General features: G+C 65.3%; 26 protein-coding genes. All 26 read right to left on the reverse strand.

Annotated features, from left to right (window positions below; translation table 11 throughout):
- Positions 1 to 2 precede the first annotated feature (2 nt).
- Positions 3 to 536, reverse strand: a complete 534-nt coding sequence (gene rplF, locus EJ913_RS02895; RefSeq protein ID WP_126994574.1) for a 50S ribosomal protein L6 — start codon at positions 534 to 536, stop codon at positions 3 to 5.
- Between the two features lie 12 nt (positions 537 to 548).
- Positions 549 to 947: a 30S ribosomal protein S8 gene (gene rpsH / locus EJ913_RS02900; protein WP_126994576.1), complete on the reverse strand. Its 399-nt coding sequence runs from the start codon at positions 945 to 947 to the stop codon at positions 549 to 551.
- Positions 948 to 959: 12 nt separating this feature from the next.
- Positions 960 to 1,265: a 30S ribosomal protein S14 gene (gene rpsN / locus EJ913_RS02905; RefSeq protein ID WP_126994578.1), complete on the reverse strand. Its 306-nt coding sequence runs from the start codon at positions 1,263 to 1,265 to the stop codon at positions 960 to 962.
- Positions 1,266 to 1,275: 10 nt separating this feature from the next.
- Positions 1,276 to 1,818 (reverse strand): 50S ribosomal protein L5, encoded by a 543-nt coding sequence (gene rplE / locus EJ913_RS02910; protein WP_126994580.1) that lies wholly within the window; start codon positions 1,816 to 1,818, stop codon positions 1,276 to 1,278.
- Positions 1,819 to 1,828: 10 nt separating this feature from the next.
- The gene (gene rplX, locus EJ913_RS02915) at positions 1,829 to 2,146 is read right to left on the reverse strand and encodes a 50S ribosomal protein L24 (protein WP_126994582.1); all 318 of its coding nucleotides are present in this window, start codon (positions 2,144 to 2,146) and stop codon (positions 1,829 to 1,831) included.
- Positions 2,146 to 2,514, reverse strand: a complete 369-nt coding sequence (gene rplN, locus EJ913_RS02920; protein ID WP_012973215.1) for a 50S ribosomal protein L14 — start codon at positions 2,512 to 2,514, stop codon at positions 2,146 to 2,148. The genes rplX and rplN overlap by 1 nt, the downstream gene beginning before the upstream one ends.
- Before the next feature lie 19 nt (positions 2,515 to 2,533).
- The gene (gene rpsQ / locus EJ913_RS02925; protein ID WP_126994584.1) at positions 2,534 to 2,788 is read right to left on the reverse strand and encodes a 30S ribosomal protein S17; all 255 of its coding nucleotides are present in this window, start codon (positions 2,786 to 2,788) and stop codon (positions 2,534 to 2,536) included.
- 13 nt (positions 2,789 to 2,801) lie between these two features.
- Positions 2,802 to 3,008 (reverse strand): 50S ribosomal protein L29, encoded by a 207-nt coding sequence (rpmC, locus tag EJ913_RS02930; protein ID WP_126994586.1) that lies wholly within the window; start codon positions 3,006 to 3,008, stop codon positions 2,802 to 2,804.
- Positions 3,005 to 3,436 (reverse strand): 50S ribosomal protein L16, encoded by a 432-nt coding sequence (gene rplP / locus EJ913_RS02935; protein WP_126994588.1) that lies wholly within the window; start codon positions 3,434 to 3,436, stop codon positions 3,005 to 3,007. Before rplP ends, rpmC begins: the two co-directional genes overlap by 4 nt.
- 12 nt (positions 3,437 to 3,448) lie before the next feature.
- Complete coding sequence (gene rpsC / locus EJ913_RS02940; protein WP_126994590.1) at positions 3,449 to 4,198, reverse strand: 30S ribosomal protein S3; 750 nt, start codon at positions 4,196 to 4,198, stop codon at positions 3,449 to 3,451.
- Positions 4,198 to 4,593, reverse strand: coding sequence for a 50S ribosomal protein L22 (rplV, locus tag EJ913_RS02945; RefSeq protein ID WP_085555131.1), 396 nt, complete (start codon positions 4,591 to 4,593; stop codon positions 4,198 to 4,200). Before rplV ends, rpsC begins: the two co-directional genes overlap by 1 nt.
- A 3-nt stretch (positions 4,594 to 4,596) precedes the next feature.
- Positions 4,597 to 4,875: a 30S ribosomal protein S19 gene (rpsS, locus tag EJ913_RS02950; protein ID WP_126994592.1), complete on the reverse strand. Its 279-nt coding sequence runs from the start codon at positions 4,873 to 4,875 to the stop codon at positions 4,597 to 4,599.
- A 12-nt stretch (positions 4,876 to 4,887) separates the two neighbouring features.
- Positions 4,888 to 5,715 carry a 50S ribosomal protein L2 gene (gene rplB, locus EJ913_RS02955; protein WP_126994594.1) on the reverse strand — a complete coding sequence of 276 codons (828 nt, stop codon included), beginning with the start codon at positions 5,713 to 5,715 and terminating at the stop codon, positions 4,888 to 4,890.
- A 16-nt stretch (positions 5,716 to 5,731) separates the two neighbouring features.
- Positions 5,732 to 6,049, reverse strand: coding sequence for a 50S ribosomal protein L23 (locus tag EJ913_RS02960; protein ID WP_126994596.1), 318 nt, complete (start codon positions 6,047 to 6,049; stop codon positions 5,732 to 5,734).
- Positions 6,046 to 6,666: a 50S ribosomal protein L4 gene (gene rplD, locus EJ913_RS02965; RefSeq protein ID WP_126994597.1), complete on the reverse strand. Its 621-nt coding sequence runs from the start codon at positions 6,664 to 6,666 to the stop codon at positions 6,046 to 6,048. Before rplD ends, EJ913_RS02960 begins: the two co-directional genes overlap by 4 nt.
- Before the next feature lie 5 nt (positions 6,667 to 6,671).
- A complete protein-coding gene (gene rplC / locus EJ913_RS02970; protein WP_126994599.1) occupies positions 6,672 to 7,382 on the reverse strand; it encodes a 50S ribosomal protein L3 in 711 nt (236 codons plus the stop codon).
- Positions 7,383 to 7,442: 60 nt separating this feature from the next.
- On the reverse strand, positions 7,443 to 7,751 hold the full coding sequence (rpsJ, locus tag EJ913_RS02975; RefSeq protein ID WP_085555136.1) for a 30S ribosomal protein S10: 309 nt from the start codon (positions 7,749 to 7,751) through the stop codon (positions 7,443 to 7,445).
- Between the two features lie 474 nt (positions 7,752 to 8,225).
- On the reverse strand, positions 8,226 to 9,416 hold the full coding sequence (gene tuf / locus EJ913_RS02980) for an elongation factor Tu (protein WP_126994601.1): 1,191 nt from the start codon (positions 9,414 to 9,416) through the stop codon (positions 8,226 to 8,228).
- Between the two features lie 38 nt (positions 9,417 to 9,454).
- Positions 9,455 to 11,533, reverse strand: coding sequence for an elongation factor G (gene fusA / locus EJ913_RS02985; protein WP_126994603.1), 2,079 nt, complete (start codon positions 11,531 to 11,533; stop codon positions 9,455 to 9,457).
- A gap of 30 nt (positions 11,534 to 11,563) precedes the next feature.
- Positions 11,564 to 12,034, reverse strand: coding sequence for a 30S ribosomal protein S7 (gene rpsG, locus EJ913_RS02990; protein WP_126994605.1), 471 nt, complete (start codon positions 12,032 to 12,034; stop codon positions 11,564 to 11,566).
- A 12-nt stretch (positions 12,035 to 12,046) separates the two neighbouring features.
- Positions 12,047 to 12,418, reverse strand: coding sequence for a 30S ribosomal protein S12 (gene rpsL / locus EJ913_RS02995; RefSeq protein WP_012973201.1), 372 nt, complete (start codon positions 12,416 to 12,418; stop codon positions 12,047 to 12,049).
- Positions 12,419 to 12,698: 280 nt separating this feature from the next.
- On the reverse strand, positions 12,699 to 13,400 hold the full coding sequence (locus EJ913_RS03000) for a DJ-1/PfpI family protein (protein WP_126994607.1): 702 nt from the start codon (positions 13,398 to 13,400) through the stop codon (positions 12,699 to 12,701).
- 110 nt (positions 13,401 to 13,510) lie between these two features.
- Complete coding sequence (rpoC, locus tag EJ913_RS03005) at positions 13,511 to 17,683, reverse strand: DNA-directed RNA polymerase subunit beta' (RefSeq protein ID WP_126994609.1); 4,173 nt, start codon at positions 17,681 to 17,683, stop codon at positions 13,511 to 13,513.
- A 101-nt stretch (positions 17,684 to 17,784) separates the two neighbouring features.
- On the reverse strand, positions 17,785 to 21,978 hold the full coding sequence (gene rpoB, locus EJ913_RS03010) for a DNA-directed RNA polymerase subunit beta (RefSeq protein ID WP_126994611.1): 4,194 nt from the start codon (positions 21,976 to 21,978) through the stop codon (positions 17,785 to 17,787).
- 243 nt (positions 21,979 to 22,221) lie between these two features.
- On the reverse strand, positions 22,222 to 22,596 hold the full coding sequence (gene rplL, locus EJ913_RS03015; RefSeq protein WP_126994613.1) for a 50S ribosomal protein L7/L12: 375 nt from the start codon (positions 22,594 to 22,596) through the stop codon (positions 22,222 to 22,224).
- 72 nt (positions 22,597 to 22,668) lie between these two features.
- Positions 22,669 to 23,193 carry a 50S ribosomal protein L10 gene (gene rplJ, locus EJ913_RS03020; RefSeq protein ID WP_126994615.1) on the reverse strand — a complete coding sequence of 175 codons (525 nt, stop codon included), beginning with the start codon at positions 23,191 to 23,193 and terminating at the stop codon, positions 22,669 to 22,671.
- Between the last annotated feature and the right edge of the window lie 57 nt (positions 23,194 to 23,250).

Raw genomic sequence — 23,250 nt, forward strand, 5'->3', positions numbered from 1 at the left:
GGTTACTTCTTCTTGCCTTCCTTGCGCAGGACGGTTTCGGTGGTGTACTTGATGCCCTTGCCCTTGTAGGGCTCCGGCTTCTTCCACCCGCGGATTTCCGCGGCCACCTGACCGACCTTGTGCTTGTCGTAACCCGACACCGAGATCGCGGTCGGCTTGTCGCACTTGATGGCGATGCCTTCCGGGATCGGGTACTTCACGTCGTGCGAGAAGCCGAGCTGCATCACCAGCTCCTTGCCCTGCACGGCCGCGCGGTAACCGACGCCGTTGATCTCGAGGTTGATCGTGTAGCCCTGGCTCACGCCCGTGACCATGTTGTTGATCAGCGTGCGCGAGGTGGCCCACATGGTGCGGGCCCGCTTGCTGTCGTTTGCCGGCTTCACCACGACCTTGCCGTCTTCCAGCGAGGCCGAGATGTCGTCGATCAGGGTCAGGCTGAGCGAACCCAGCTTGCCCTTGGCCGTCACCAGCTGGCCGTTGACGTTCACGTCAACGCCGGCCGGGACCGCCACAGGATGCTTGCCAATGCGCGACATCGCGAATCCCCCTTAGAACACGCGGCAGAGGACTTCGCCGCCGACGTTGGCAGCGCGGGCCTCGTTGTCCGACATCACGCCACGCGGAGTCGACAGGATCGACAGACCGAGCCCGTTGAACACGCGGGGCAGGTCGGCGATCTTCGAATAAACGCGGCGGCCGGGCTTCGACACGCGGGCGATCTGCTTAATGACAGGCTCGCCTTCGTGATACTTCAGCTCGATCTTCAGGTTCTTCACGCCGGGGCGCAGCGTCTCTTCCGAGAAACCGCGGATGAACCCCTCGCGCTTGAGCACTTCGAGAACATTGGTGCGCAGCTTGGACGCCGGGCTAACCACAACGGACATGCGAGCATGCTGACCGTTGCGGATGCGGGTCAGCATATCGCCGAGCGGATCGCTCAAAGACATCGTCGGCCCCCCTTACCAGCTTGACTTCGTCATGCCCGGGATCTGACCAGTCGAGGCCAGATCGCGGAGCGCGACGCGGGACAGCTTGAACTTGCGATAGAACGCCCGCGGACGGCCGGTCAGTTCGCAACGGTTACGGATGCGCGTCTTCGAGGAGTTGCGCGGCAGTTCGGCCAGCTTGAGGCGGGCGGCGAATTGCTCTTCCGGCGGGAGGCTCTGGTCGTTCGCGATAGCCTTGAGGCGGGCACGCTTGGGGGCGTACTGCTTCGCCAGCTTGGCGCGACGCTTGTTCTTTTCAACGGAACTGGTCTTGGCCATGGTGCGGTCCTCAGCTCACGAACGGCATGTCGAAGGCCTTCAGGAGAGCCTTGGCTTCCTTGTCGGTCTTCGCCGAGGTGACGATGATGATGTCCATTCCCCGGATCTGATCGATCTTGTCGTAATCGATTTCCGGGAAAATGATCTGCTCCTTGACGCCCATGGCATAGTTGCCACGGCCGTCGAAGCTGTTGCCGCTGATGCCGCGGAAATCGCGGACACGCGGCAACGCGATCGTCACCAGGCGGTCGAGGAACTCGTACATGCGGTCGCGGCGGAGCGTGACCTTGCAGCCGATCGCCATGCCTTCGCGCAGCTTGAACTGGGCGATCGACTTGCGCGACTTGGTCACCACCGGCTTCTGACCGGCGATCGCGGTCAGCTCGGCGACGGCCAGCTGGATCTTCTTGGAGTCGGCGACAGCCTCGCCGACTCCCATGTTGATGACGATCTTCTCGATGCGCGGAACTTCGAAGTCGTTCGTGTAATTGAACTCGGACTTCATCTTCGCGCGGATCGTGGAGTCGTAAACGTCCTTGAGACGTGCGCTCATTGTCCGGCCCTCACAGGTCGATGACTTCGCCGGACCGCTTGGCGACACGCACCTTGCGGCCATCCTCCAGAACCTTGAAACCGACGCGCGTCGGCTTCCCGTCCTTCGGATCGATGTGAGCGAGGTTCGAGGCCTGGATCGGCGCTTCGAACTCGACGATGCCACCCTGGGCCTTCGCGCTGGGGCGCTGGTGCTTCTTCACCAGGTTCACACCCTGCACGACCACCCGGCCCTCCTTGGGGAGGACCTTGATGACTTCGCCGGTCTTGCCCTTGTCACGGCCGGTCAGAACGACGACCTTGTCCTTGGTCCTGATCTTCGCCGCCATCACAGCACCTCCGGCGCCAGCGAGATGATCTTCATGAACTTCTTGCCGCGGAGTTCACGAGTGACCGGCCCGAAGATACGGGTGCCGATCGGTTCGCCCTGCTTGTTGATGAGCACGGCGGCGTTCCGGTCGAAACGGATCGCCGACCCGTCCTCCCGGCGCAGTTCCTTCGCGGTGCGGACGATGACGGCGCGATGCACGTCGCCCTTCTTGACGCGGCCCTTCGGAATGGCTTCCTTGACCGAGACGACGATCACGTCGCCTACGGTCGCAACCTTCCGCTTGGACCCGCCAAGCACCTTGATGCACTGCACCCGGCGCGCCCCGCTGTTGTCGGCGACTTCCAGGTTGGTTTGCATCTGGATCATGGTTTATGACCTTTCGTTATCACGCGGCGCCGTTGTCGGCGACCGCCTCGGTCACGACCGTCCAACACTTGCGCTTGGAGATCGGACGGCATTCGATGATCGAAACGGCATCGCCGACCTTGAACTGATTGTTCTCGTCGTGGGCGGCGTACTTCTTCGACTGGCGAATGAACTTCTTGTACACGGGGTGCATGACGCGGCGTTCGACGAGAACCGTAACGGTCTTGTCGCCCTTGTCGCTGACCACCGTGCCCTGCATAACGCGGCGAGGCATGAAAATTATCCCCTTACTTGCCGGCGTCGGCGGAGCGGGCACGCTCGCCGATGATGGTCTTGATGCGAGCGATGTCGCGACGCACCACGTTCACCCGCGCCGTGTTCTCCAGTTGGCCGGAGGCCTTCTGGAAACGCAGGTTGAACTGTTCCTTCTTGAGCTGGATGAGCTGGTCCTTCAGCTCGTCCGCGCTCTTCGTCCGAATGTCTACGGCCTTCATGCCGCGCCCTCCTCGACACCGCCGAGGCGGGTCACCAGCTTGACCTTGATCGGCAGCTTCGCAGCCGCCAAAGCGAAGGCGGTTTTTGCCACATCCGCCGGCACGCCGTCCAGCTCAAAGAGAATGCGGCCCGGCTTAACACGCGCCGCCCAGTATTCCGGCGTGCCCTTGCCGGAGCCCATGCGGACTTCGGCGGGCTTCGTCGACACCGGCAGATCCGGGAACACCCGGATCCAGACGCGGCCCTGACGCTTCATCGCGCGGGTGATCGCGCGGCGGGCCGCCTCGATCTGGCGGGCGGTGATGCGCTCCGGCTCCAGGGCCTTCAGGCCGAAGGCGCCGAAGTTCAGGTCGGTGCCACCCTTGGCGTTGCCATGGATGCGGCCCTTGTGGGCCTTGCGGAATTTCGTACGCTTGGGAGAAAGCATCGCTCGGCCCCTTTACTCGCGTTCGGAGCGCTCGGAGCGCTCGCGGCGGTCGCGACGATCGTGACGATCGCGGCGCGGCTCACCATCGGTGGGCACCAGCTCGTTGCCCATGCGCTTGTCCTGCGCCATCGGGTCGTGAGCCATCACCTCGCCCTTGAACACCCACACCTTGACACCGCAGGTGCCGTAGGTGGTCTTGGCGGTGCCCACACCGTAGTCGATGTCGGCGCGCAGGGTGTGCAACGGAACGCGGCCCTCGCGGTACCACTCCATGCGGGCGATCTCCGCCCCGCCCAGACGGCCGGAGCAATTGATCCGGATGCCCTGGGCGCCCAGACGCATGGCCGACTGCACGGCGCGCTTCATGGCGCGACGGAAGGCGACGCGTCGCTCGAGCTGGCTGGCGATGTTCTCGGCGATGAGGCGGGCGTCGATTTCCGGCTTGCGGATCTCGACGATGTTCAGGCTCACCTCGCTGCCGGTCATCTTCGACAGCTCGAGACGCAGCTTCTCGATGTCCGCGCCCTTCTTGCCGATCACCACGCCCGGACGGGCCGAGTGGATGGTGATGCGGGCCTTCTTGGCGGGACGCTCGATGACCACGCGGGACACGCCGGCCTGCTGCAGGCGGCCCTGGAGGTAGCCGCGCAGCTTCAGGTCCTGGTGCAGCAGGTTCGAGTAGTCGCGCTTGGCGAACCACCGGCTGTCCCAGGTGCGGTTGATGCCGACGCGCAACCCGATCGGATTGATTTTCTGACCCATTACTCGGCCCCTTCGGCAACGGCAGCGTCACGCTCGCGGACGATGATCGTCAGGTTGCTGAACAGCTTCTCCACCCGGGCGCCGCGACCGCGGGCACGGGCATGGAAACGCTTCATCACCAGAGCGCGACCGACCGTCGCCGACGACACGTAGAGACGGTCGACGTCGAGCTGGTGGTTGTTCTCGGCGTTCGCGATCGCGGCCTGGAGGACCTTCTTCACCTCGCCGGCGATGCGGCGCTTGGAGAAGGTCAACTCGGCCACGGCGCGGCTGGCATCCATGTTGCGGATCAGCTGGGCGACGAGGTTGAGCTTCCGCGGGCTGGTGCGGATCATCGGATTGCGGGCCAGAGCCTCGTTCTCCTCGACCCGGCTGGGATTGGCAGACTTGCCCATGGGTTACTTCCTCTTCGCCTTCTTGTCCGCCGCGTGACCGTAGAAGGTCCGCGTCGGAGCGAATTCGCCGAACTTGTGACCGATCATGTGCTCGGTGACGTTAACCGGCAGGAACTTGTGGCCGTTGTAGACGCCGAACGTCAGACCCACGAATTGCGGCAGGATGGTCGAGCGACGCGACCAGATCTTGATGATCTCGTTGCGACCCGAAGCCCGGCTCTTGTCCGCCTTCTTGAGCAGATAGCCGTCGACGAACGGGCCTTTCCAAACGGAGCGTGCCATCGTTCGACCTCCTTACTTCGAATGACGGCGGCGCAGGATCAGGCCATCCGTCTTCTTGTTGTGACGCGTCTTCTTGCCCTTGGTCGGCTTGCCCCACGGCGTGACCGGATGACGGCCGCCCGAGGTGCGACCCTCACCACCACCGTGCGGGTGGTCGATCGGGTTCATGGCGACGCCACGAACCGACGGACGCACACCCAGCCAGCGCTTGCGGCCGGCCTTGCCCAGGTTGGTGTTCATCTGGTCGGGGTTCGACACCGCGCCCAGAGTCGCCATGCACTCGCCACGCACCACGCGAAGCTCGCCCGAGGGCAGCTTCAGCTGGGCGTAGCCGCCGTCGCGGCCGACCAGCTGGAGGTAGGTGCCCGCGGAGCGCGCGACCTGACCACCCTTGCCGGCCTTCAGCTCGACGTTGTGGACGATGGAGCCGACCGGGATGCTCTTGAGGGGCATCGCGTTGCCGGGCTTCACGTCGACCTTCTCGCCGGAGATGACCGTGTCGCCGACCTTCAGGCGCTGCGGCGCCAGGATGTAGGACAGAGTCCCGTCCTGGTACTTGATCAGCGCGATGAAAGCGGTGCGGTTCGGGTCGTATTCCAGCCGCTCGACGGTGGCCGGAACGTCGAACTTGCGACGCTTGAAGTCCACCAGACGGTAGACGCGCTTGTGACCGCCACCAATCCGGCGCGCGGTGATGCGGCCGGTGTTGTTGCGGCCGCCGGACTTGGTCAGGCCCTCGGTGAGGGACTTGACCGGCTTGCCCTTCCACAGCTCCGAGCGGTCGACGATGACCAGCTGGCGGAGCGACGGAGTAATCGGGCGGTATTGCTTCAGAGCCATCGGATCACACTCCCGCTCAGATGCCCGTGGTCACGTCGATCTTGTTACCCTCGGCGAGGGTAACGACGGCCTTCTTGAAGTCCGAACGACGGCCCATGATGCCGCGGAACCGCTTGGTCTTTCCCTTGGAGATCAGGGTGTTGACGGCGGTCACCTTGACGTTGAAGAGACCTTCAACGGCGGCTTTGATCTCCGGCTTGGTGGCCGTGAGGGGCACGCGGAACGTGACCTGGTTGTGCTCCGACACCAGCGTCGACTTCTCGGTGATGACCGGAGCGAGGATCAGGTCGTACATCCGCTCCTGGCTAACCGAAGGTTTCGACCGATTGCTCATTTCAGGCGAGCCTCCAGTTGCTCGACCGCGTTGCGGGTCAGGACCAGCGTGTCGCGGCGGAGAATGTCGTAGACGTTGGCGCCCTGCTCCGGCAGCACGTCGATCAACGGGATGTTGCGCGACGCCTTGGCGAAGTTCTCGTCCAGGTTCGAGCCGTCGATGAACAGCGCCGAGGTCAGGCCGAGGGCCGACAGCAGAGCCGCCAGATCCTTGGTCTTGTGGCTGGCGGCGGCAGCGGCGTCGAGGACGACAAGCTTGCCTTCGGCGGCCTTGGACGACAGGGCGGTCTTCAGGGCCAGCTTGCGGACCTTCTTGGTCAGGTCGTGCTCGTGCGAGCGGACGACCGGGCCGAAGATGGTGGCGCCGCCGCGGAACTGCGCGTTCCGGATGGAACCCTGACGAGCGCGGCCGGTGCCCTTCTGCCCATAGGGCTTCTTGGTGGTGCCGCGGATCTCGCTGATCGTCTTGGTCTTGTGGTTGCCGGAGCGGCGCTTGGCCAGCTGCCAGTTCACCATCCGAGCCAGGATGTCGGTGCGAACCGGAAGACCGAACACGGCCTCCGACAGCTCGATCTCTCCGACCGTTTCGTTGCTCAGGTTTTTGATCGTGGCCTTCATGGCGCTCACTCCTGCGTCTCGGCCGGGGCTTCCGCCGCCGGAGCCGACTTGACGGCCGCCGGGAAGGGCAGGCCTTCCGGCGCCTTCTTCTTGACGGCGTCACGGACGCGCAGCCAACCGCCCTCGGCACCGGGGACGGCGCCCTTGACCAGGATCAGGCCGCGAGCCTCGTCGACCGAGACGACCTGGAGGTTCAGGACCGTGACCTTCTCGTCACCGAGATGGCCGGCCATCTTCTTGTTCTTGAAGACCTTGCCGGGATCCTGACGGTTGCCCGTCGAACCGTGCGAGCGGTGCGACACCGACACGCCGTGCGTGGCGCGCAGACCACCGAAGTTCCACCGCTTCATCGCACCGGCAAAGCCCTTGCCGATGGAGGTGCCGGTGACGTCGACGAACTGGCCGGCGACGAAATGGGCCACCGAGATCTCGGCGCCGACTTCGATCAGGGCATCGGCATCGACGCGGAACTCGGCGAGCTTGCGCTTCGGTTCCACGCGCGCCTTGGCGAAATGCCCGCGCTCAGGCTTCGTGACGTTCTTGACTTTGATGGCGCCCGCGCCGAGCTGGACGGCGGTGTAGCCGTCCGTCTCTTCGGTGCGAACGGCGACGACCTGGCAGCTGTCGACTTTCAGCACAGTCACCGGAACATGTTGACCATCGTCGGTGAAGACGCGGGTCATGCCCAGCTTCTGCGCGATCAAACCGGATCGCATTGTTCTTTATCTCCTGACCAGGGACATCCGCGATGGGAGAGGTCCCTCACCAAACCAAAATCAGAGCTTGATCTCGACATCCACGCCGGCGGCGAGGTCGAGCTTCATCAGCGCGTCCACCGTCTGCGGCGTCGGATCGACGATGTCGAGCAGACGCTTGTGGGTGCGGATCTCGAACTGCTCGCGCGACTTCTTGTCGATGTGCGGCGAACGGTTCACGGTAAACTTCTCGATCTGCGTCGGCAGCGGGATCGGGCCCCGCACGCGCGCGCCGGTCCGCTTGGCAGTGTTGACGATCTCGCTGGTCGACTGGTCGAGCACGCGATGATCGAACGCCTTCAGGCGGATGCGGATGTTCTGGCTGTCCATTCCAAACGTCCCTTGCACCTCGTAACGATGACGCGGACGCGCCACCGGAACCCCACAAACAACCTCCACGAACCACCAAGCGACAAGACGCCGCGCGCCGGTCCGCGGAAGCGGGCGACGGGGGGCTGTCCAACCAGTGCGACGGGGCCGATACGAAAAGAACATCCCCCGCGCCCGAAGGTGCGGAAGGGATGTTCCGGTCAGCATATCCACGCCCCAAATTTTCGCTTGGAGCGTGCCGTGCCGTTCGTCATCAGGCTGCGTCTAGGCCGAACCTGCCTACCACCAACCCAAAATCCAGAGGGCGTAATCTCTATGACGACACCGCCCCCGTGTCAATCCTGATTCTCCCCTGAGGGGAAGAAGACCGGATCGGCACGGGGGCGGTGCGAAGAACTCACGCCCGATGGCTAGAACCCTGCGGAACGGACGGAACCGGCGAACCGGACCGTCCGAACCGAAACGACAGAAGACTTACTGAACGATCTTGGCAACAACGCCGGCGCCGACGGTGCGACCGCCTTCGCGGATGGCGAAACGCAGACCCTCGTCCATAGCGATCGGGGCGATCAGCTCGACGTCCATCGCCACGTTGTCGCCCGGCATCACCATCTCCACGCCTTCCGGCAGCGAGACCATGCCCGTCACGTCGGTCGTGCGGAAGTAGAACTGCGGACGATAGTTGGTGAAGAACGGCGTGTGACGGCCACCCTCTTCCTTCGTCAGGATGTACGCCTCGGCCTTGAACTTGGTGTGCGGCGTGATCGAGCCGGGCTTGGCCAGAACCTGGCCGCGCTCCACGTCCTCACGCTTCGTGCCGCGCAGCAGCGCGCCGATGTTGTCGCCGGCTTGCCCGGAGTCCAGCAGCTTGCGGAACATCTCGACGCCGGTCACCGTCGTCTTCACCGTCGCCTTCAGGCCGACGATCTCGACTTCCTCGCCGACCTTCACGATGCCACGCTCGACGCGGCCGGTCACCACCGTGCCACGGCCCGAGATCGAGAACACGTCCTCGATCGGCATCAGGAACGGACGGTCGACCGGGCGCTCCGGCTGCGGGATGTACTCGTCCACCGTCTTCATCAGGGCGAGAACGGCGTCACGGCCGATCTCCGGCGAACGGTCCTCCAGCGCGCACAGCGCCGAACCCTTGGTGATCGGAATGTCGTCGCCCGGGAACTGGTAGGACGAGAGCAGCTCGCGCACTTCCAGCTCGACCAGCTCCAGCAGCTCCTCGTCGTCGACCATGTCGACCTTGTTCATGAACACCACCAGCGCCGGCACGCCGACCTGGCGGGCCAGCAGGATGTGCTCGCGGGTCTGCGGCATCGGGCCGTCGGCGGCCGACACGACCAGGATCGCGCCGTCCATCTGCGCGGCGCCGGTGATCATGTTCTTCACATAATCGGCGTGGCCGGGGCAGTCGACGTGGGCGTAGTGACGGTTGGCCGTCTCGTACTCGACGTGGGCCGTCGAGATCGTGATGCCGCGCGCCTTCTCCTCCGGCGCCTTGTCGATCTGGTCGTAGGCGGTGAACGTCGCCCCGCCCGACTCCGCCAGCACCTTCGTGATCGCCGCCGTCAGCGACGTCTTGCCGTGGTCGACGTGGCCGATCGTGCCGACGTTGCAGTGCGGCTTGTTCCGCTCGAACTTTGCCTTAGCCATGGGGTGGTCTCTCCGTTTCTCAATCGTTCCAGCGGTTTTCAGGCCACCTTGGCACGGACGCCGTCCGCGATGGCCTGTGGCACCGGCTCGTAATGGTCGAACTGCATGCTGTACTGCGCGCGGCCCTGACTCATGGAGCGCAGGGAATTCACATAGCCGAACATGGACGCCAAGGGAACCAGTCCCGTGACGACTCGGGCGTTGCCGCGCTGATCCATGCCGGTGATCTGACCCCGGCGACCGTTCAGGTCGCCGATGACATCGCCCATATAATCGTCCGGCGTGATGATTTCGACCCGCATCAGCGGTTCCAACAGCACGGGCGCGGCTTTCGTCACGCCCTCGCGGAACGCCGCGCGGGTGGCCAGCTCGAAGGCGAGCGCCGAGGAGTCGACGTCATGGAAGGCGCCGTCGGTCAGCGTCGCCTTGACGTCCACCGTCGGGAAGCCGGCGACCACGCCGCTGTCCTTGACCGCCTCCAGCCCCTTCTGCACACCGGCCGCGAACTCCTTCGGCACGGCGGTCGCGGCGGCGCGGTTCTCGAACACGAAGCCCGATCCCGGCGCCAGCGGCTCGAAGGCCAGGACGACACGCGCGAACTGCGCGCGGTCGCCGGTCTGCCGGCGGTGGGTGTGGTCGATCTCGGCCTTGCGGGTGACGGTCTCGCGGTAGGCCACCTTGGGGGCGCCGACCGCCGCGTCGACGCGGAACTCGCGCTTCATGCGGTCGACGACGATCTCCAGATGCAGCTCGCCCATGCCGCGGATGACGGTCTGGCCGCTCTCGCGGTCGAGCGACACGCTGAGCGACGGGTCCTCCTGCATGAGCTTGCCGAGCGCGGCGCTCATCCGGTCGTGGTCGGCATCGGTGCGCGGCTCGACCACCACCTCGATGACGGGCTCGGGAACGTCCATGCGCTCCAGCACGATGGGCTTGTGCGGGTCGCACAGCGTGTCGCCGGTGCCGGTGTGCTCCAGCCCGGAGAAGGCGACGATGTCGCCGGTGTGCGCCCGCTCGATGTCCTCGCGGCTGTTGGCGTGCATCAGCAGCATGCGGCCGATCTTCTCGCGCTCGCCCTTCACCGGGTTGAACACGGTGTCGCCGACGCTGAGCGTGCCGGAATAGACGCGGAAGAAGGTCAACGGCCCGACATAGGGGTCGTTCATCACCTTGAAGGCCAGGCCGGCGAAGGGCGCGTCGTCGTTGGCCGCGCGCTCCTCGGTCTCGACGGCGCCGACCCGGTGGCCGGTGACGGCGCCGATGTCGACCGGGGCCGGCAGGTAATCGACGACGGCGTCCAGCATCGGCTGGATGCCCTTGTTGCGGAAGGCGGAGCCGCACAGCACCGGCACGAAGGAGCCGGCGATGGTTCCCTTGCGGATGCACGCGCGCAGCGCCTCGGGCGACGGCTCCGTGCCGCTTTCCAGATAGGCGGAGGTCGCCGCCTCGTCGAGGTCGAGGACGGCGTCCAGCAGCGCTTGGCGCGCGGCGACGGCGGCGTCCTTCAAACCCTCGGGAATTTCGGTGTGGTGGAACTCGGCGCCCAGCGTCTCGGCTTTCCAGACGGTGGCGCGCATCGCCACCAGATCGACGACGCCGGCAAACGCGGCCTCGGACCCGATGGGCAATTGCAGGACCAGCGGCGCGACGCCGAGCCGGTCCTTCATCATGGCGACGCAGGCGGCGAAATCGGCGCCGACGCGGTCCATCTTGTTGACGAAGGCGATGCGCGGCACGCCGTACTTGTCGGCCTGCCGCCACACCGTTTCCGTCTGCGGTTCGACGCCCGCCACCGAATCGAAAATGGCAACAGCACCATCGAGCACGCGCAGCGACCGTTCGACTTCAATGGTGAAGTCGACGTGGCCGGGCGTGTCGATGATGTTGATGCGATGATCGCGCCAGAAGCAGGTCGTCGCCGCCGAGGTGATCGTGATCCCCCGTTCCTGCTCCTGCTCCATCCAGTCCATGACGGCGGTGCCGTCATTGACCTCGCCCATCCGATAGGATTTGCCGGTGTAGAACAGGATGCGCTCGGTCGTCGTCGTCTTGCCGGCATCGATGTGGGCCATGATGCCGATGTTGCGGTAACGGTCGAGAGCGTGCGAACGGGGCATGTACGATCACTCGGGGAGGCGTTGAAGGCCTTACCAGCGGTAGTGCGAGAACGCCTTGTTGGCTTCCGCCATGCGGTGCGTGTCTTCGCGCTTCTTGACGGCGGTGCCACGCTGGCTGGCCGCGTCGAGGAGCTCGCCCGACAGGCGCTCCGTCATGGTGTTTTCCGAACGGGCGCGGGCGGCGCTGATCAGCCAACGGATCGCCAGAGCCTGGGCGCGGTCCGAACGGACCTCGACCGGAACCTGGTAGGTCGCACCGCCGACGCGGCGGGACCGGACTTCCAGGTGCGGCTTGACGTTCGCGAGGGCGTCGTGGAAGACCTGAACGGGATCGTTCTTGGTCTTGACCTCGATGCGGCCCAGCGCGCCATAGACGATCGTCTCAGCCGACGACTTCTTGCCGTCGTACATGAGGCAGTTCATGAACTTGGTCAGAACGCGGTCGCCGTACTTGGCGTCCGGCAGGACTTCACGCTTCTCGGCGCGATGACGACGGGACATCGTGTGTTCTCCTTACTTCGGACGCTTCGCGCCGTACTTCGACCGGCGCTGCTTACGATCTTTGACGCCCTGGGTATCCAGCGTGCCGCGAATGATGTGATAGCGCACGCCGGGAAGATCCTTCACACGACCGCCGCGGATCATGACCACCGAGTGTTCCTGGAGGTTGTGGCCCTCGCCAGGAATGTAGCTCGTCACCTCGAAGCCGTTCGTCAGACGAACGCGAGCGACCTTACGGAGCGCCGAGTTGGGCTTCTTCGGGGTGGTGGTGTACACGCGGGTGCACACGCCGCGCTTCTGCGGGCAGGCCTCCATCGCGGGCACCTTGTTGCGCGCGGCCAACGGCTCGCGCGGCTTACGGATCAACTGGTTGATCGTCGGCATATCTGCCCTTTATCCCTTCAAGGCCATTCGCCCGGCGGAGCCGGACGATGCAAAAGCCCGCCTGCGAAGCATTGCCGCTTCGAGCGGGCCGAATGAGCAAGCGCCGATCAAATTGCTTCGAACGGCTATGTCGTTGGGTTCAAGCGAACGGCCCAGGCTGGATACACTCCACCCCAGGGTCCCTTTGAAGTTCGCGGACTATAGGGAAGCGGCCGGAGAGCGTCAAGCGCGCAAATCATGGCACCGCTTGCTTGCATTCCTTGCGTCGGCGCCGCGAAAGTCAATCCTGCGCCGCGTTCAGCCGGGCTGCCGCCGCCCGCACCGCCGCCGAGCGCGCGGCCAGCATCGGTCCCATCCGTTCCAGCAGGCGCGCGGTCAGGTCCTCCCCCGCTCCCACCGGGGATCCGGCGTTGAACGGCGGCTGGGGATCGTATTCGATGGAGAGTTGAATGAGCTTTGCGTGGTCCTCGCCGAACAGTTCGGCGACGATGGCGAGGGCCACGTCGATGCCCGCCGTCACCCCGCCACCGGTGAACAGGGTCCCATCGACCACCACCCGGCTATCGGTCGGCACGGCCCCGAACGCCGCCAGAAATTGCCGAGACGCCCAGTGTGTTCCAGCCCGCCGGCCCTTCAAGAGTCCGGCGGCGCCCAGCACCAGCGAGCCGGTGCAGACCCCGACCAGATAGCGCACGGTGCGGGCCTGCGACCGCAAAAAGGCCAGCACTGTCTCGTCGGCCAGAAGCTCCTGAACACCGGAACCGCCGGGAACCAGCAGAAGATCGAGGTCGGGGCAATCCGCCAACGCCGTGGTGGGCAGGATCCGAAGCCCGGTGTCGGAACGAACCGGATCGGTGTCCTTCCAGAGCAGATGCATCTCGGCGCCCGGCACCCGCGCCAGCACCTCGTAAGGGCCGGTCAGGTCGAGCTGGGTGATGTTGGGGAACAGCAACAGGCCGAAGCGGGGAGGACGGTCGGTCATGGCGGGTTTCCCTGGCGATGGACGGCCCAAGCCTAGCTCTGCACAGCCAAAAGAGAAAGGGCGCGTCCCCTGCGGAACGCGCCCCCTCCCCTACCCTATGACCGGCAACCTTACGCCGCCGTGCTTTCCTCGCCCGGCTGCGGCAGGGCCGGAGTCTCCTCCGGCCTGGCGCTCGCCAGCTCGGCCTCGCGGTCGCGCTCGGCCGCGATGAGCTTCAGGCGGTTGACCACGGAGCCCGTGCCGGCCGGGATCAGGCGGCCGACGATGACGTTCTCCTTGAGGCCCTCCAGGTTGTCGACCTTGCCGCCGACCGCCGCCTCGGTGAGGACGCGGGTGGTTTCCTGGAACGACGCGGCCGAGATGAAGGAGCGCGTCTGCAGGCTAGCCTTGGTGATGCCCTGGAGCACGGGATGCCCGGCGGCGATCTGCAAGCCCTCGCCGGCGGTCTTCTCGTTCTCCTCGTCGAACTCCTGACGGTCGACCTGTTCGCCCACCAGGAAGGTGGTCTCGCCGGCGTCGGTGATCTCGACCTTCTGCAGCATCTGGCGGACGATCACCTCGATGTGCTTGTCATTGATCTTCACGCCTTGGAGCCGGTAGACGTCCTGGATCTCGTTGATCAGGTAGTTGGCCAAGGCCTCCACACCCATCACCGCCAGGATGTCGTGCGGCACCGGGTTGCCGTCCATCAGCAGGTCGCCGCGCTCGACGTAGTCGCCTTCCTGCACCGAGATGTGCTTGCCCTTCGGGATCAGGTATTCCTTCTCGTCCCCCGACTCGTCGTTGCGGACGACGATGCGGCGCTTGGTCTTGTAGTCCTTGCCGAATTCGACGCGGCCGCTCATCTCCGAGATGATCGCGAAGTCCTTGGGACGGCGCGCCTCGAACAGCTCGGCCACGCGCGGCAGACCGCCCGTGATGTCGCGGGTCTTCGACGACTCGCGCGGGATGCGCGCCAGCACGTCGCCGGCCCGGACCTCGGCGCCGTTCTCGACCGAGAGAATGGCGTCCACCGACATGAAGTAGCGCGCCTCGAGCCCGTTGCCGAGCGTGATGATCTCGCCCCGGTCGTCGAGCAGCGCGATGCGCGGCTTCAGATCGGCGCCGCGCGGCTGCTGCCGCCAGTCCACCACCACCTTGGACGAGATGCCAGTGGCCTCGTCCATGACTTCGCGGACCGAGATGCCTTCCACCAGGTCGAGGTAGCGGGCGGTACCGGCGCGCTCGGTGATGATCGGCAGGGTGTAGGGGTCCCACTCGGCCAGCTTCTGGCCGCGCTCGACCTTGACGTCGTCGTCGGCCAGCAGCTTGGCGCCGTAGGGCACGCGGTGACGCGCCCGCTCGCGGCCCTGGTCGTCGAGCAGGATCACCTCGGTGCTGCGGCCCATCACGACCGGGATGCCCGACGAGTTGATGACGACGTTGCGGTTGTTGATCCGCACGGTGCCGTCGAACACCGCCTCGACCTGGCTCTGCTCGGCGCCGCGCTGGGCGGCGCCGCCGATGTGGAAGGTGCGCATCGTCAGCTGCGTGCCGGGCTCGCCGATCGACTGCGCCGCGATGACGCCGACCGCCTCGCCGGTGTTTACCAGCGTGCCGCGCGCCAGATCGCGGCCGTAGCACTTGGCGCAGACGCCGTCCTTGGTCTCGCAGGTCAGCACCGAACGGATGAAGACGCTGTCGATGCCCGAACGTTCGACGCGGTCGACCGTCGGCTCGTCGATCAGGCCGCCGTCCTCGATGATCAACTCGCCGTTCAGCGGGTCGATCACATCGCCGACGGCGGTGCGGCCGAGGATGCGGTCGCCCAGCGGCGAGATGACCTCGCCGCCATCGATCACCGCCTTGACGGTGATGCCCTTTACGGTGCCGCAGTCATGCTCGACGATGATGGCGTCCTGCGCCACGTCGACCAGACGGCGGGTCAGGTACCCGGAGTTCGCCGTCTTCAAGGCGGTGTCGGCCAGACCCTTGCGGGCGCCGTGGGTGGAGTTGAAGTACTCCAGCACCGACAGGCCTTCCTTGAAGTTCGAGATGATCGGCGTCTCGATGATCTCGCCCGAGGGCTTGGCCATCAGGCCGCGCATGCCGGCCAGCTGGCGGATCTGCGCGGCGGAACCACGGGCGCCGGAATGGGCCATCATGTACACCGAGTTCACCGGCTTGCCGGGGGCGGTGGTCGAGATGGCCTTCATCATCTCGGAAGCGACCTTCTCGGTGCACTCCGACCAGACGTCGACGACCTTGTTGTACTTCTCGCCCTGGGTGATCAGGCCGTCGAGGTACTGCTGCTCGAACTCCTTCACCCGGTCCTTCGACTCGTTGACCAGACGGCCCTTGGCCTCCGGGATCACCATGTCGTCCTTGCCGAACGAGATGCCGGCGCGGCAAGCGTGGCCGAAGCCCAGCTTCATCAGGCGATCGGCGAAGATCACCGTCTCCTTCTGGCCGCAATGGCGGTAGACGGCGTCGATAACGTTGCCGACGTCCTTCTTGGTCAGCACGCGGTTGATCAGCGAGAACGGCACGTTCGGGTGACGCGGCAGGATCTCCGACAGCAGCATGCGGCCGGGGGTGGTCTCGACGATCGAGATCTTGGTCTCGCCGTCGTCGTCCACACCGACGTAACGCGCCTTGATCTTGGCGTGGATCGACAGGACCTTGGCGTTCAGCGCCTGCTCGATCTCCGAGGTGTTCGAGAACACCATGCCCTCGCCCGCTTCACCGGGCCGGTCCATCGAGATGTAGTAGATGCCGAGCACGATGTCCTGCGACGGCACGATGATCGGCTTGCCGTTGGCGGGCGACAGGATGTTGTTGGTCGACATCATCAGGACGCGCGCTTCCAACTGCGCTTCCAGCGACAGCGGGACGTGGACGGCCATCTGATCGCCGTCGAAATCGGCGTTGAAGGCGGTGCAGACCAGCGGGTGCAGCTGGATCGCCTTGCCCTCGATCAGCGTCGGCTCGAAGGCCTGGATGCCCAGGCGGTGCAGCGTCGGCGCGCGGTTCAGCATCACCGGATGCTCGCGGATGACCTCTTCCAGGATGTCCCAGACCTCGGGACGCTCCTTCTCCACCATGCGCTTGGCGGCCTTGATGGTCGAGGCCAGGCCGTACAGCTCCAGCTTGGCGTAGATGAAGGGCTTGAACAGCTCCAGCGCCATCTTCTTGGGCAGGCCGCACTGGTGCAGCTTCAGCTCCGGACCTACCACGATGACCGAACGGCCCGAGTAGTCGACGCGCTTGCCGAGCAGGTTCTGACGGAAACGGCCCTGCTTGCCCTTGAGCATGTCGGACAGCGACTTCAGCGGACGCTTGTTGGCGCCGGTGATGACGCGGCCACGGCGGCCGTTGTCGAACAGCGCGTCGACGGCCTCCTGCAGCATGCGCTTCTCGTTGCGGACGATGATGTCCGGCGCCTTCAGTTCGATCAGCCGCTTCAGGCGGTTGTTGCGGTTGATGACGCGGCGGTACAGGTCGTTCAGATCCGAGGTCGCGAAGCGGCCGCCGTCGAGCGGGACCAGCGGACGCAGCTCGGGCGGGATCACCGGAACGACTTCCAGGATCATCCACTCGGGCCGCGACTGCGAGGCCATGAAGGCGTCGATCAGCTTGAGGCGCTTGACCAGCTTCTTGCGCTTGGCTTCGGAGTTGGTGTCGCGCAGCTCCTCGCGGCAGGTCTTCTTCTCTTCCTCGAGATCCAGCGCGGACAGCATGATGCGCAGCGCCTCGGCGCCGATGGCCGCCGTGAAGGCGTCCTCGCCGTACTCGTCCTGCGCGTTCATGAAGTCTTCCTCGCTGAGCAGCGAGTGCAGCTTCAGCGGGGTCAGGCCCGGCTCGATGACGACGTAGTTCTCGAAATAGAGGATGCGCTCCAGATCCTTGAGCGTCATGTCGAGCAGCAGGCCGATGCGGCTCGGCAGCGACTTCAGGAACCAGATGTGCGCGACCGGCGAGGCCAGCTCGATGTGGCCCATGCGCTCGCGCCGGACCTTCGACAGCGTGACCTCGACGCCGCACTTCTCGCAGATGATGCCGCGGTACTTCATGCGCTTGTACTTGCCGCACAAGCACTCGTAATCCTTGATCGGGCCGAAGATCCGCGCGCAGAAGAGACCGTCGCGCTCCGGCTTGAAGGTGCGGTAGTTGATGGTTTCCGGCTTCTTGATCTCGCCGAACGACCAGGAGCGGATGCGCTCGGGGCTGGCGATCTGGATGCGGATCTGGTCGAAGCTCTGGGGGCCTTGGACCTGGCCGAAAATATTCATCAACTCGTTCATGACCGTCTCCCGCTGGCAGCGCCGCGTTGTCGGTTAAGGGCAGTGCGTAACCCCGGAGCGGCGGTCGGCCGCTCCGGGGCTTTGGTCACGTCAAACGGACTTTAGTAGTCCCGCTGGTTCAGCTCGACGTTCAGGCCGAGGGAGCGCAGCTCCTTGACCAGCACGTTGAACGACTCCGGAATGCCGGCCTCGAAGTTGTCGTCGCCACGGACGATGGCCTCGTAGACCTTGGTGCGGCCGGACACGTCGTCCGACTTCACCGTCAGCATTTCCTGCAGCGTGTAGGCGGCGCCGTAGGCTTCCAGCGCCCAGACCTCCATCTCACCGAAGCGCTGACCGCCGAACTGGGCCTTGCCGCCCAGCGGCTGCTGCGTGACCAGCGAGTAGGGGCCGATCGACCGCGCGTGGATCTTGTCGTCCACGAGGTGGTGCAGCTTCAGCATGTAGATGTAGCCGACCGTGACCTTGCGGTCGAAGGTCTCGCCGGTGCGCCCGTCGGTCAGCGTGCTCTGGCCCGACCGGTCGAAACCGGCGCGCTCCAGATGGACGCAGATGTCCTCCTCGCGGGCGCCGTCGAAGACCGGCGTCGCGAAGGGCACGCCCTTGCGCAGGTTGCCCGACAGCTCCAGGATCTCGCCGTCGGTCATGTCGGCGATGTCCTCGGCGTAGGTGACCTCGCCGTAGGAGTTCTTCAGCGTCCCGCGCAGGGCCTCCAGCTGCGTCGCCCCGTCCGCCTTCTGGCGGATGGCGAGGCGGTACTGGTCGACCGCGCGGCCGATCTGCTTGCCCAGACCCGAGGCGGCCCAGCCCAGATGCGTCTCGAGGATCTGACCGACGTTCATGCGCGAGGGCACGCCCAGCGGGTTCAGCACGAGATCGACGGGGGTGCCGTCCTCCAGATAGGGCATGTCCTCCTGCGGAATGATGCGCGACACGACGCCCTTGTTGCCGTGACGGCCGGCCATCTTGTCGCCCGGCTGCAGCTTGCGCTTCACCGCGACGAAGACCTTGACCATCTTCATCACGCCGGGCGGCAGCTCGTCGCCGCGCTGGAGCTTGTCGACCTTGTTCTCGAAGCGGTCCTGCAGGGCCTTGATCGAGTCGTCGAACACCTTGGCGAGGTTCTCGACGTTCTCCATCACCGTCTCGTCGGCGATGGAGATCTGGCGCCACAGACCCTTCGACAGGCCGCCCAGCACCTCGTCGGTCAGGACGGTGCCGCCCTTCATGCCCTTCGGGCCCGACTGCGCGGTCTGGCCGATCAGCACTTCCTTGAGGCGGGTGTAGAAGCTGCGCTCCAGGATAACGCGCTCGTCGTCGCGGTCCTTGGCCAGCTTCTCGATCTCGGCGCGTTCGATGGCGAGCGCGCGCTCGTCTTTGTCGACGCCACGGCGGCTGAACACGCGGACCTCGACGATGGTGCCGACGACGCCCGGCGGCAGGCGCAGCGAAGTGTCGCGGACGTCGGAGGCCTTCTCGCCGAAGATGGCGCGCAGCAGCTTCTCTTCCGGCGTCATCGGGCTTTCGCCCTTCGGCGTCACCTTGCCGACCAGGATGTCGCCCGGACGGACCTCGGCGCCGATGTAGACGATGCCGGCCTCGTCGAGGTTCTTGAGGGCTTCCTCACCGACGTTCGGAATGTCGCGGGTGATTTCCTCCTGGCCCAGCTTGGTGTCGCGGGCCATGACCTCGAACTCCTCGATGTGGATCGAGGTGAAGACGTCGTCCTTGACGATGCGCTCGTTGATGAGGATCGAATCCTCGAAGTTGTAGCCGTTCCACGGCATGAACGCGACGAGCACGTTGCGGCCGAGCGCCAGCTCGCCCAGGTCGGTCGAGGGACCGTCGGCGACGATGTCGCCCGCCTTCACCCGGTCACCGACCTTCACCAGCGGACGCTGGGTGATGCAGGTGTTCTGGTTCGAGCGTTGGAACTTGAGCAGGTTGTAGATGTCGACGCCCGGCGCCGTGCTGTCCGAGCTGTCGGTGGCGCGGACGACGATGCGGGTCGCGTCGATCTGGTCGATGATGCCCGAGCGCTTGGCGACGATGGTCACGCCGCTGTCGCGGGCGACGGTCGCCTCCATGCCGGTGCCGACCAGCGGAGCGTCGGCCTTCACCAACGGCACCGCCTGACGCTGCATGTTCGAGCCCATCAGCGCGCGGTTCGCGTCGTCGTTCTCCAGGAACGGGATCAGCGCGGCGGCGACGGAGACCAGCTGCTTGGGCGACACGTCGATCAGGTCGATCGCTTCCGGCCGGAACATCAGGTATTCGCCGCCCTGGCGGCACGACACAAGGTCGCTGGCGAAGCTGTTGTCCGGAGTCAACTCGGCGTTGGCCTGGGCGACGACGTAGCGGCCCTCCTCCATCGCCGACAGATACACCACCTCGTTGGTGACGCGGCTGTCGATGACCTTGCGGTAGGGGCTCTCGATGAAGCCGTACTGGTTCACGCGGGCGTAGGTCGCCAGCGAGTTGATCAGACCGATGTTCGGGCCTTCCGGCGTCTCAATCGGGCAGATGCGGCCGTAGTGGGTCGGGTGCACGTCGCGGACTTCGAAGCCGGCGCGCTCGCGGGTCAGACCGCCCGGCCCCAGCGCCGAGAGACGACGCTTGTGCGTGATCTCGGACAGCGGGTTGGTCTGGTCCATGAACTGCGAGAGCTGCGACGATCCGAAGAACTCGCGCACGGCGGCGGCCGCCGGCTTGGCGTTGATCAGGTCGTGCGGCATGACCGTGTCGATCTCGACCGAGCTCATGCGCTCGCGGATCGCGCGCTCCATGCGCAGCAGGCCGACGCGGTACTGGTTCTCCATCAGCTCGCCGACCGAGCGGACGCGGCGGTTGCCGAGATGGTCGATGTCGTCGATCTCGCCCCGGCCGTCCTTCAGGTTCACCAGAACCTTCAGGATCTCCAGGATGTCCTCCTTGCGGAGAACGCGCATCTGGTCGTCGGTCTTGAAGTTCAGGCGCGCGTTCATCTTCACGCGGCCGACGGCCGAGAGGTCGTAGCGCTCGCTGTCGAAGAACAGGCCGTTGAACAGCGCCTCGGCCGACTCGAGGGTCGGCGGCTCGCCCGGACGCATGACGCGGTAGATGTCGATCAGCGCGTCTTCGCGGCTGGCGTTACGGTCCGCGTTCATCGTGTTGCGGATGTAGGCGCCGACGTTCAGGTGGTCGATCGCCAGCACCGGCAGCTCGTCGACGCCGGTCTTCTCCAGCTTGTCGAGATCGCTGGCCGACAACTCGTCACCCGCCTCGAACAGCACCTCGCCGGTGCGCTCGTTGATGATGTCGACGGCCAGATAGCGGCCGGTCAGCTCCTCGGTGGAAACCTGCTGCTCGGTCAGCCCGGCCTCGACCAGCTTCTTGATGACGCGCGGCGTCATCTTGGTGCCGGCCTCGGACACGATGGCGCCGGTGGCGGCGTCGACCAGATCGGAGACGAGCTTCACGCCCTTCATGCGGTCGACGTTGAACGGGGTCTTCCAACCGCCGGCCGAGCGCGAGTAGGTGATCGTCTCGTAGAAGTAGTTGAGGATCTCTTCCTTGGCCATGCCCTGCGCCTCGTAGGGCAGCAGGTCCTTGCGGTTGGCCTTGCGCTCGGCGCGCAGCGCCTCGGTGTCCGCGCCGTCCAGCGCGAAGAGCAGGGTCGTGGCCGGCAGCTTGCGGCGGCGGTCGATGCGGACGTAGACAAGATCCTTGGCGTCGAACTCGAAGTCCAGCCAGGAGCCGCGGTAGGGGATCACGCGGGCGGCGAACAGATACTTGCCCGACGAATGGGTCTTGCCCTTGTCATGGTCGAAGAAGACGCCCGGCGAGCGGTGCATCTGCGAGACGATGACGCGCTCGGTGCCGTTGATGACGAAGGTGCCGTTGGCCGTCATCAGGGGCATGTCGCCCATGTAGACGTCCTGCTCCTTGATGTCGCGGATGGAGCGCAGCCCGGTGTCTTCCTCGACGTCGAAGACGGACAGGCGCAGCGTCACTTTCAGCGGGGCGGCGAAGGTCATGCCGCGTTGCTGGCACTCCTCGACGTCATACTTGGGCTGTTCGAGCTCATACTTCACGAAGTCGAGCACGGCGCGGTCGGAGAAGTCCTTGATCGGGAACACCGACTTGAACACTTCCTGGAGGCCGAGGTTCGCCCGCTTTTCCGGGGCGATGTCCATCTGCAGGAAGTGGTCGTAGGAGCTGCGCTGCACCTCGATGAGGTTTGGCATCTGGGTGACTTCCGGGATGCGCCCGAAGCTCTTCCGAACACGTTTACGACCCGTAAAGGATTTGGCCATGGATGTCCCCAAACGTCTGCTACGTGATGCGCTCAACCGACCGTCAACCGTTCCCTAGGGGGCTAAGCCCAAGGGATACCCCGGCGGGTCACCGCGCGGGCCATCCCGGAAACCGGGACGGAAAGAACCGCACCGGGACGAGCCCGGTACGGCGAAAGGCAGAAAACGCCGTGCAGCGGCCGATCCCAGGAGGATCGACCGCTGTCCGGCGTGGAACTGTATGATCCGTAACGCAACAAGGTCTTACTTAATATCGACCTTGGCGCCGGCCTCTTCAAGCTGCTTCTTGATCTTGGCGGCCTCGTCCTTCGTCGCGCCTTCCTTGACCGACTTCGGAGCGCCTTCGACCAGGTCCTTGGCTTCCTTGAGGCCCAGGCCGGTGATGGCGCGGACTTCCTTAATCACGTTGATCTTCTTGTCGCCGGCGTCGGCGAGGATCACGTTGAACTCGGTCTGCTCTTCGACCGGGGCGGCGGCAGCGGCCGGGCCGGCGGCGGCGACGGCCACCGGAGCGGCGGCGGAGACGCCCCACTTCTCTTCGAGGAGCTTCGAGAGCTCGGCGGCTTCCAGGACGGTCAGGGCCGACAGATCGTCGACGAGCTTCTGCAGATCAGCCATGTTACTACTCCAAACGACTTGAGTTCTGGGGATGTAAAAAACGAGTGACGAAAGCTGGCTTTGAGGGCCGGCTTAGGCCGCCGCCTCGTCGTCCTTCTTCGCGTAGGCCGCCAGCACGCGGGCGACCTGGCCACCCGGAGCCTGGAGGACACCAGCGATGCGAGTCGCCGGGGTCTGGATCATGCCCACGAGACGGCCGCGCAGTTCGTCCAGCGACGGGAGCGAGGCGAGGGCCTTGACCCCCTCCGCGTCCAGAATCTGGGTGCCGAGGCTGGCGCCGACGATCTTCAGCTTCTCGTTGGTCTTCGCGTAGTCGGCCACCACCTTGGCGGCCGCAACGGGATCCTTCGAGTAGGCGATCGCCGTCGGTCCCTTGAAGAGACCGTCCAGACCTTCGAACTGCGTGCCCTGAAGGGAGCGACGGGCGAGCCGGTTCTTCGTCACTTTGAAGCCGGCGCCAGCAGCCCGAACCTTCGCACGCAGGTCGGTGACTTCCTTCACCGTCAGGCCCAGATGGTGGGTGACCACCACCAGGCCCGTGTCCTGGAGCTTCGATTGCAGAGCCGCGATCGTCGCTTCTTTTTGTGTACGATCCACGGATCGCCTCCTTGCACAGAGGTGTACATGGAGCCGGAACCCCCGAGGGGGTCTTGG

This window comes from Azospirillum doebereinerae (genome assembly GCF_003989665.1).
GTDB classification, from domain to species: Bacteria; Pseudomonadota; Alphaproteobacteria; order Azospirillales; family Azospirillaceae; genus Azospirillum; species Azospirillum doebereinerae.

Bases quoted from the DNA above. Each gene is read 5' to 3' on its own strand.
- rpsQ (WP_126994584.1), bottom strand. From the start codon at position 2,788: ATGCCTCGCCGCGTTATGCAGGGCACGGTGGTCAGCGACAAGGGCGAC.
- rpsL (WP_012973201.1), bottom strand. From the start codon at position 12,418: ATGCCGACGATCAACCAGTTGATCCGTAAGCCGCGCGAGCCGTTGGCC.
- EJ913_RS03000 (WP_126994607.1), bottom strand. From the start codon at position 13,400: ATGACCGACCGTCCTCCCCGCTTCGGCCTGTTGCTGTTCCCCAACATC.
- rpsC (WP_126994590.1), bottom strand. From the start codon at position 4,198: ATGGGTCAGAAAATCAATCCGATCGGGTTGCGCGTCGGCATCAACCGC.
- rpsS (WP_126994592.1), bottom strand. From the start codon at position 4,875: ATGGCACGCTCCGTTTGGAAAGGCCCGTTCGTCGACGGCTATCTGCTC.
- rpsH (WP_126994576.1), bottom strand. From the start codon at position 947: ATGTCTTTGAGCGATCCGCTCGGCGATATGCTGACCCGCATCCGCAAC.
- rplN (WP_012973215.1), bottom strand. From the start codon at position 2,514: ATGATCCAGATGCAAACCAACCTGGAAGTCGCCGACAACAGCGGGGCG.
- rplB (WP_126994594.1), bottom strand. From the start codon at position 5,715: ATGGCTCTGAAGCAATACCGCCCGATTACTCCGTCGCTCCGCCAGCTG.
- rpsN (WP_126994578.1), bottom strand. From the start codon at position 1,265: ATGGCCAAGACCAGTTCCGTTGAAAAGAACAAGCGTCGCGCCAAGCTG.
- rplE (WP_126994580.1), bottom strand. From the start codon at position 1,818: ATGAGCGCACGTCTCAAGGACGTTTACGACTCCACGATCCGCGCGAAG.
- rplX (WP_126994582.1), bottom strand. From the start codon at position 2,146: ATGGCGGCGAAGATCAGGACCAAGGACAAGGTCGTCGTTCTGACCGGC.
- rplC (WP_126994599.1), bottom strand. From the start codon at position 7,382: ATGCGATCCGGTTTGATCGCGCAGAAGCTGGGCATGACCCGCGTCTTC.
- rplV (WP_085555131.1), bottom strand. From the start codon at position 4,593: ATGGGCAAGTCTGCCAATCCCAGCCGGGTCGAGGAGAACGAGGCTCTG.
- fusA (WP_126994603.1), bottom strand. From the start codon at position 11,533: ATGCCCCGTTCGCACGCTCTCGACCGTTACCGCAACATCGGCATCATG.
- rpsG (WP_126994605.1), bottom strand. From the start codon at position 12,034: ATGTCCCGTCGTCATCGCGCCGAGAAGCGTGAAGTCCTGCCGGACGCC.
- EJ913_RS02960 (WP_126994596.1), bottom strand. From the start codon at position 6,049: ATGAGCAATCGGTCGAAACCTTCGGTTAGCCAGGAGCGGATGTACGAC.
- rpoB (WP_126994611.1), bottom strand. From the start codon at position 21,978: ATGGCCAAATCCTTTACGGGTCGTAAACGTGTTCGGAAGAGCTTCGGG.
- rpoC (WP_126994609.1), bottom strand. From the start codon at position 17,683: ATGAACGAGTTGATGAATATTTTCGGCCAGGTCCAAGGCCCCCAGAGC.
- rplF (WP_126994574.1), bottom strand. From the start codon at position 536: ATGTCGCGCATTGGCAAGCATCCTGTGGCGGTCCCGGCCGGCGTTGAC.
- tuf (WP_126994601.1), bottom strand. From the start codon at position 9,416: ATGGCTAAGGCAAAGTTCGAGCGGAACAAGCCGCACTGCAACGTCGGC.
- rpsJ (WP_085555136.1), bottom strand. From the start codon at position 7,751: ATGGACAGCCAGAACATCCGCATCCGCCTGAAGGCGTTCGATCATCGC.
- rplD (WP_126994597.1), bottom strand. From the start codon at position 6,666: ATGAAGGCCACGATCAAAAACCTGAGCAACGAAACGGTCGGAGAGATC.
- rplP (WP_126994588.1), bottom strand. From the start codon at position 3,436: ATGCTTTCTCCCAAGCGTACGAAATTCCGCAAGGCCCACAAGGGCCGC.
- rpmC (WP_126994586.1), bottom strand. From the start codon at position 3,008: ATGAAGGCCGTAGACATTCGGACGAAGAGCGCGGACGAGCTGAAGGAC.
- rplL (WP_126994613.1), bottom strand. From the start codon at position 22,596: ATGGCTGATCTGCAGAAGCTCGTCGACGATCTGTCGGCCCTGACCGTC.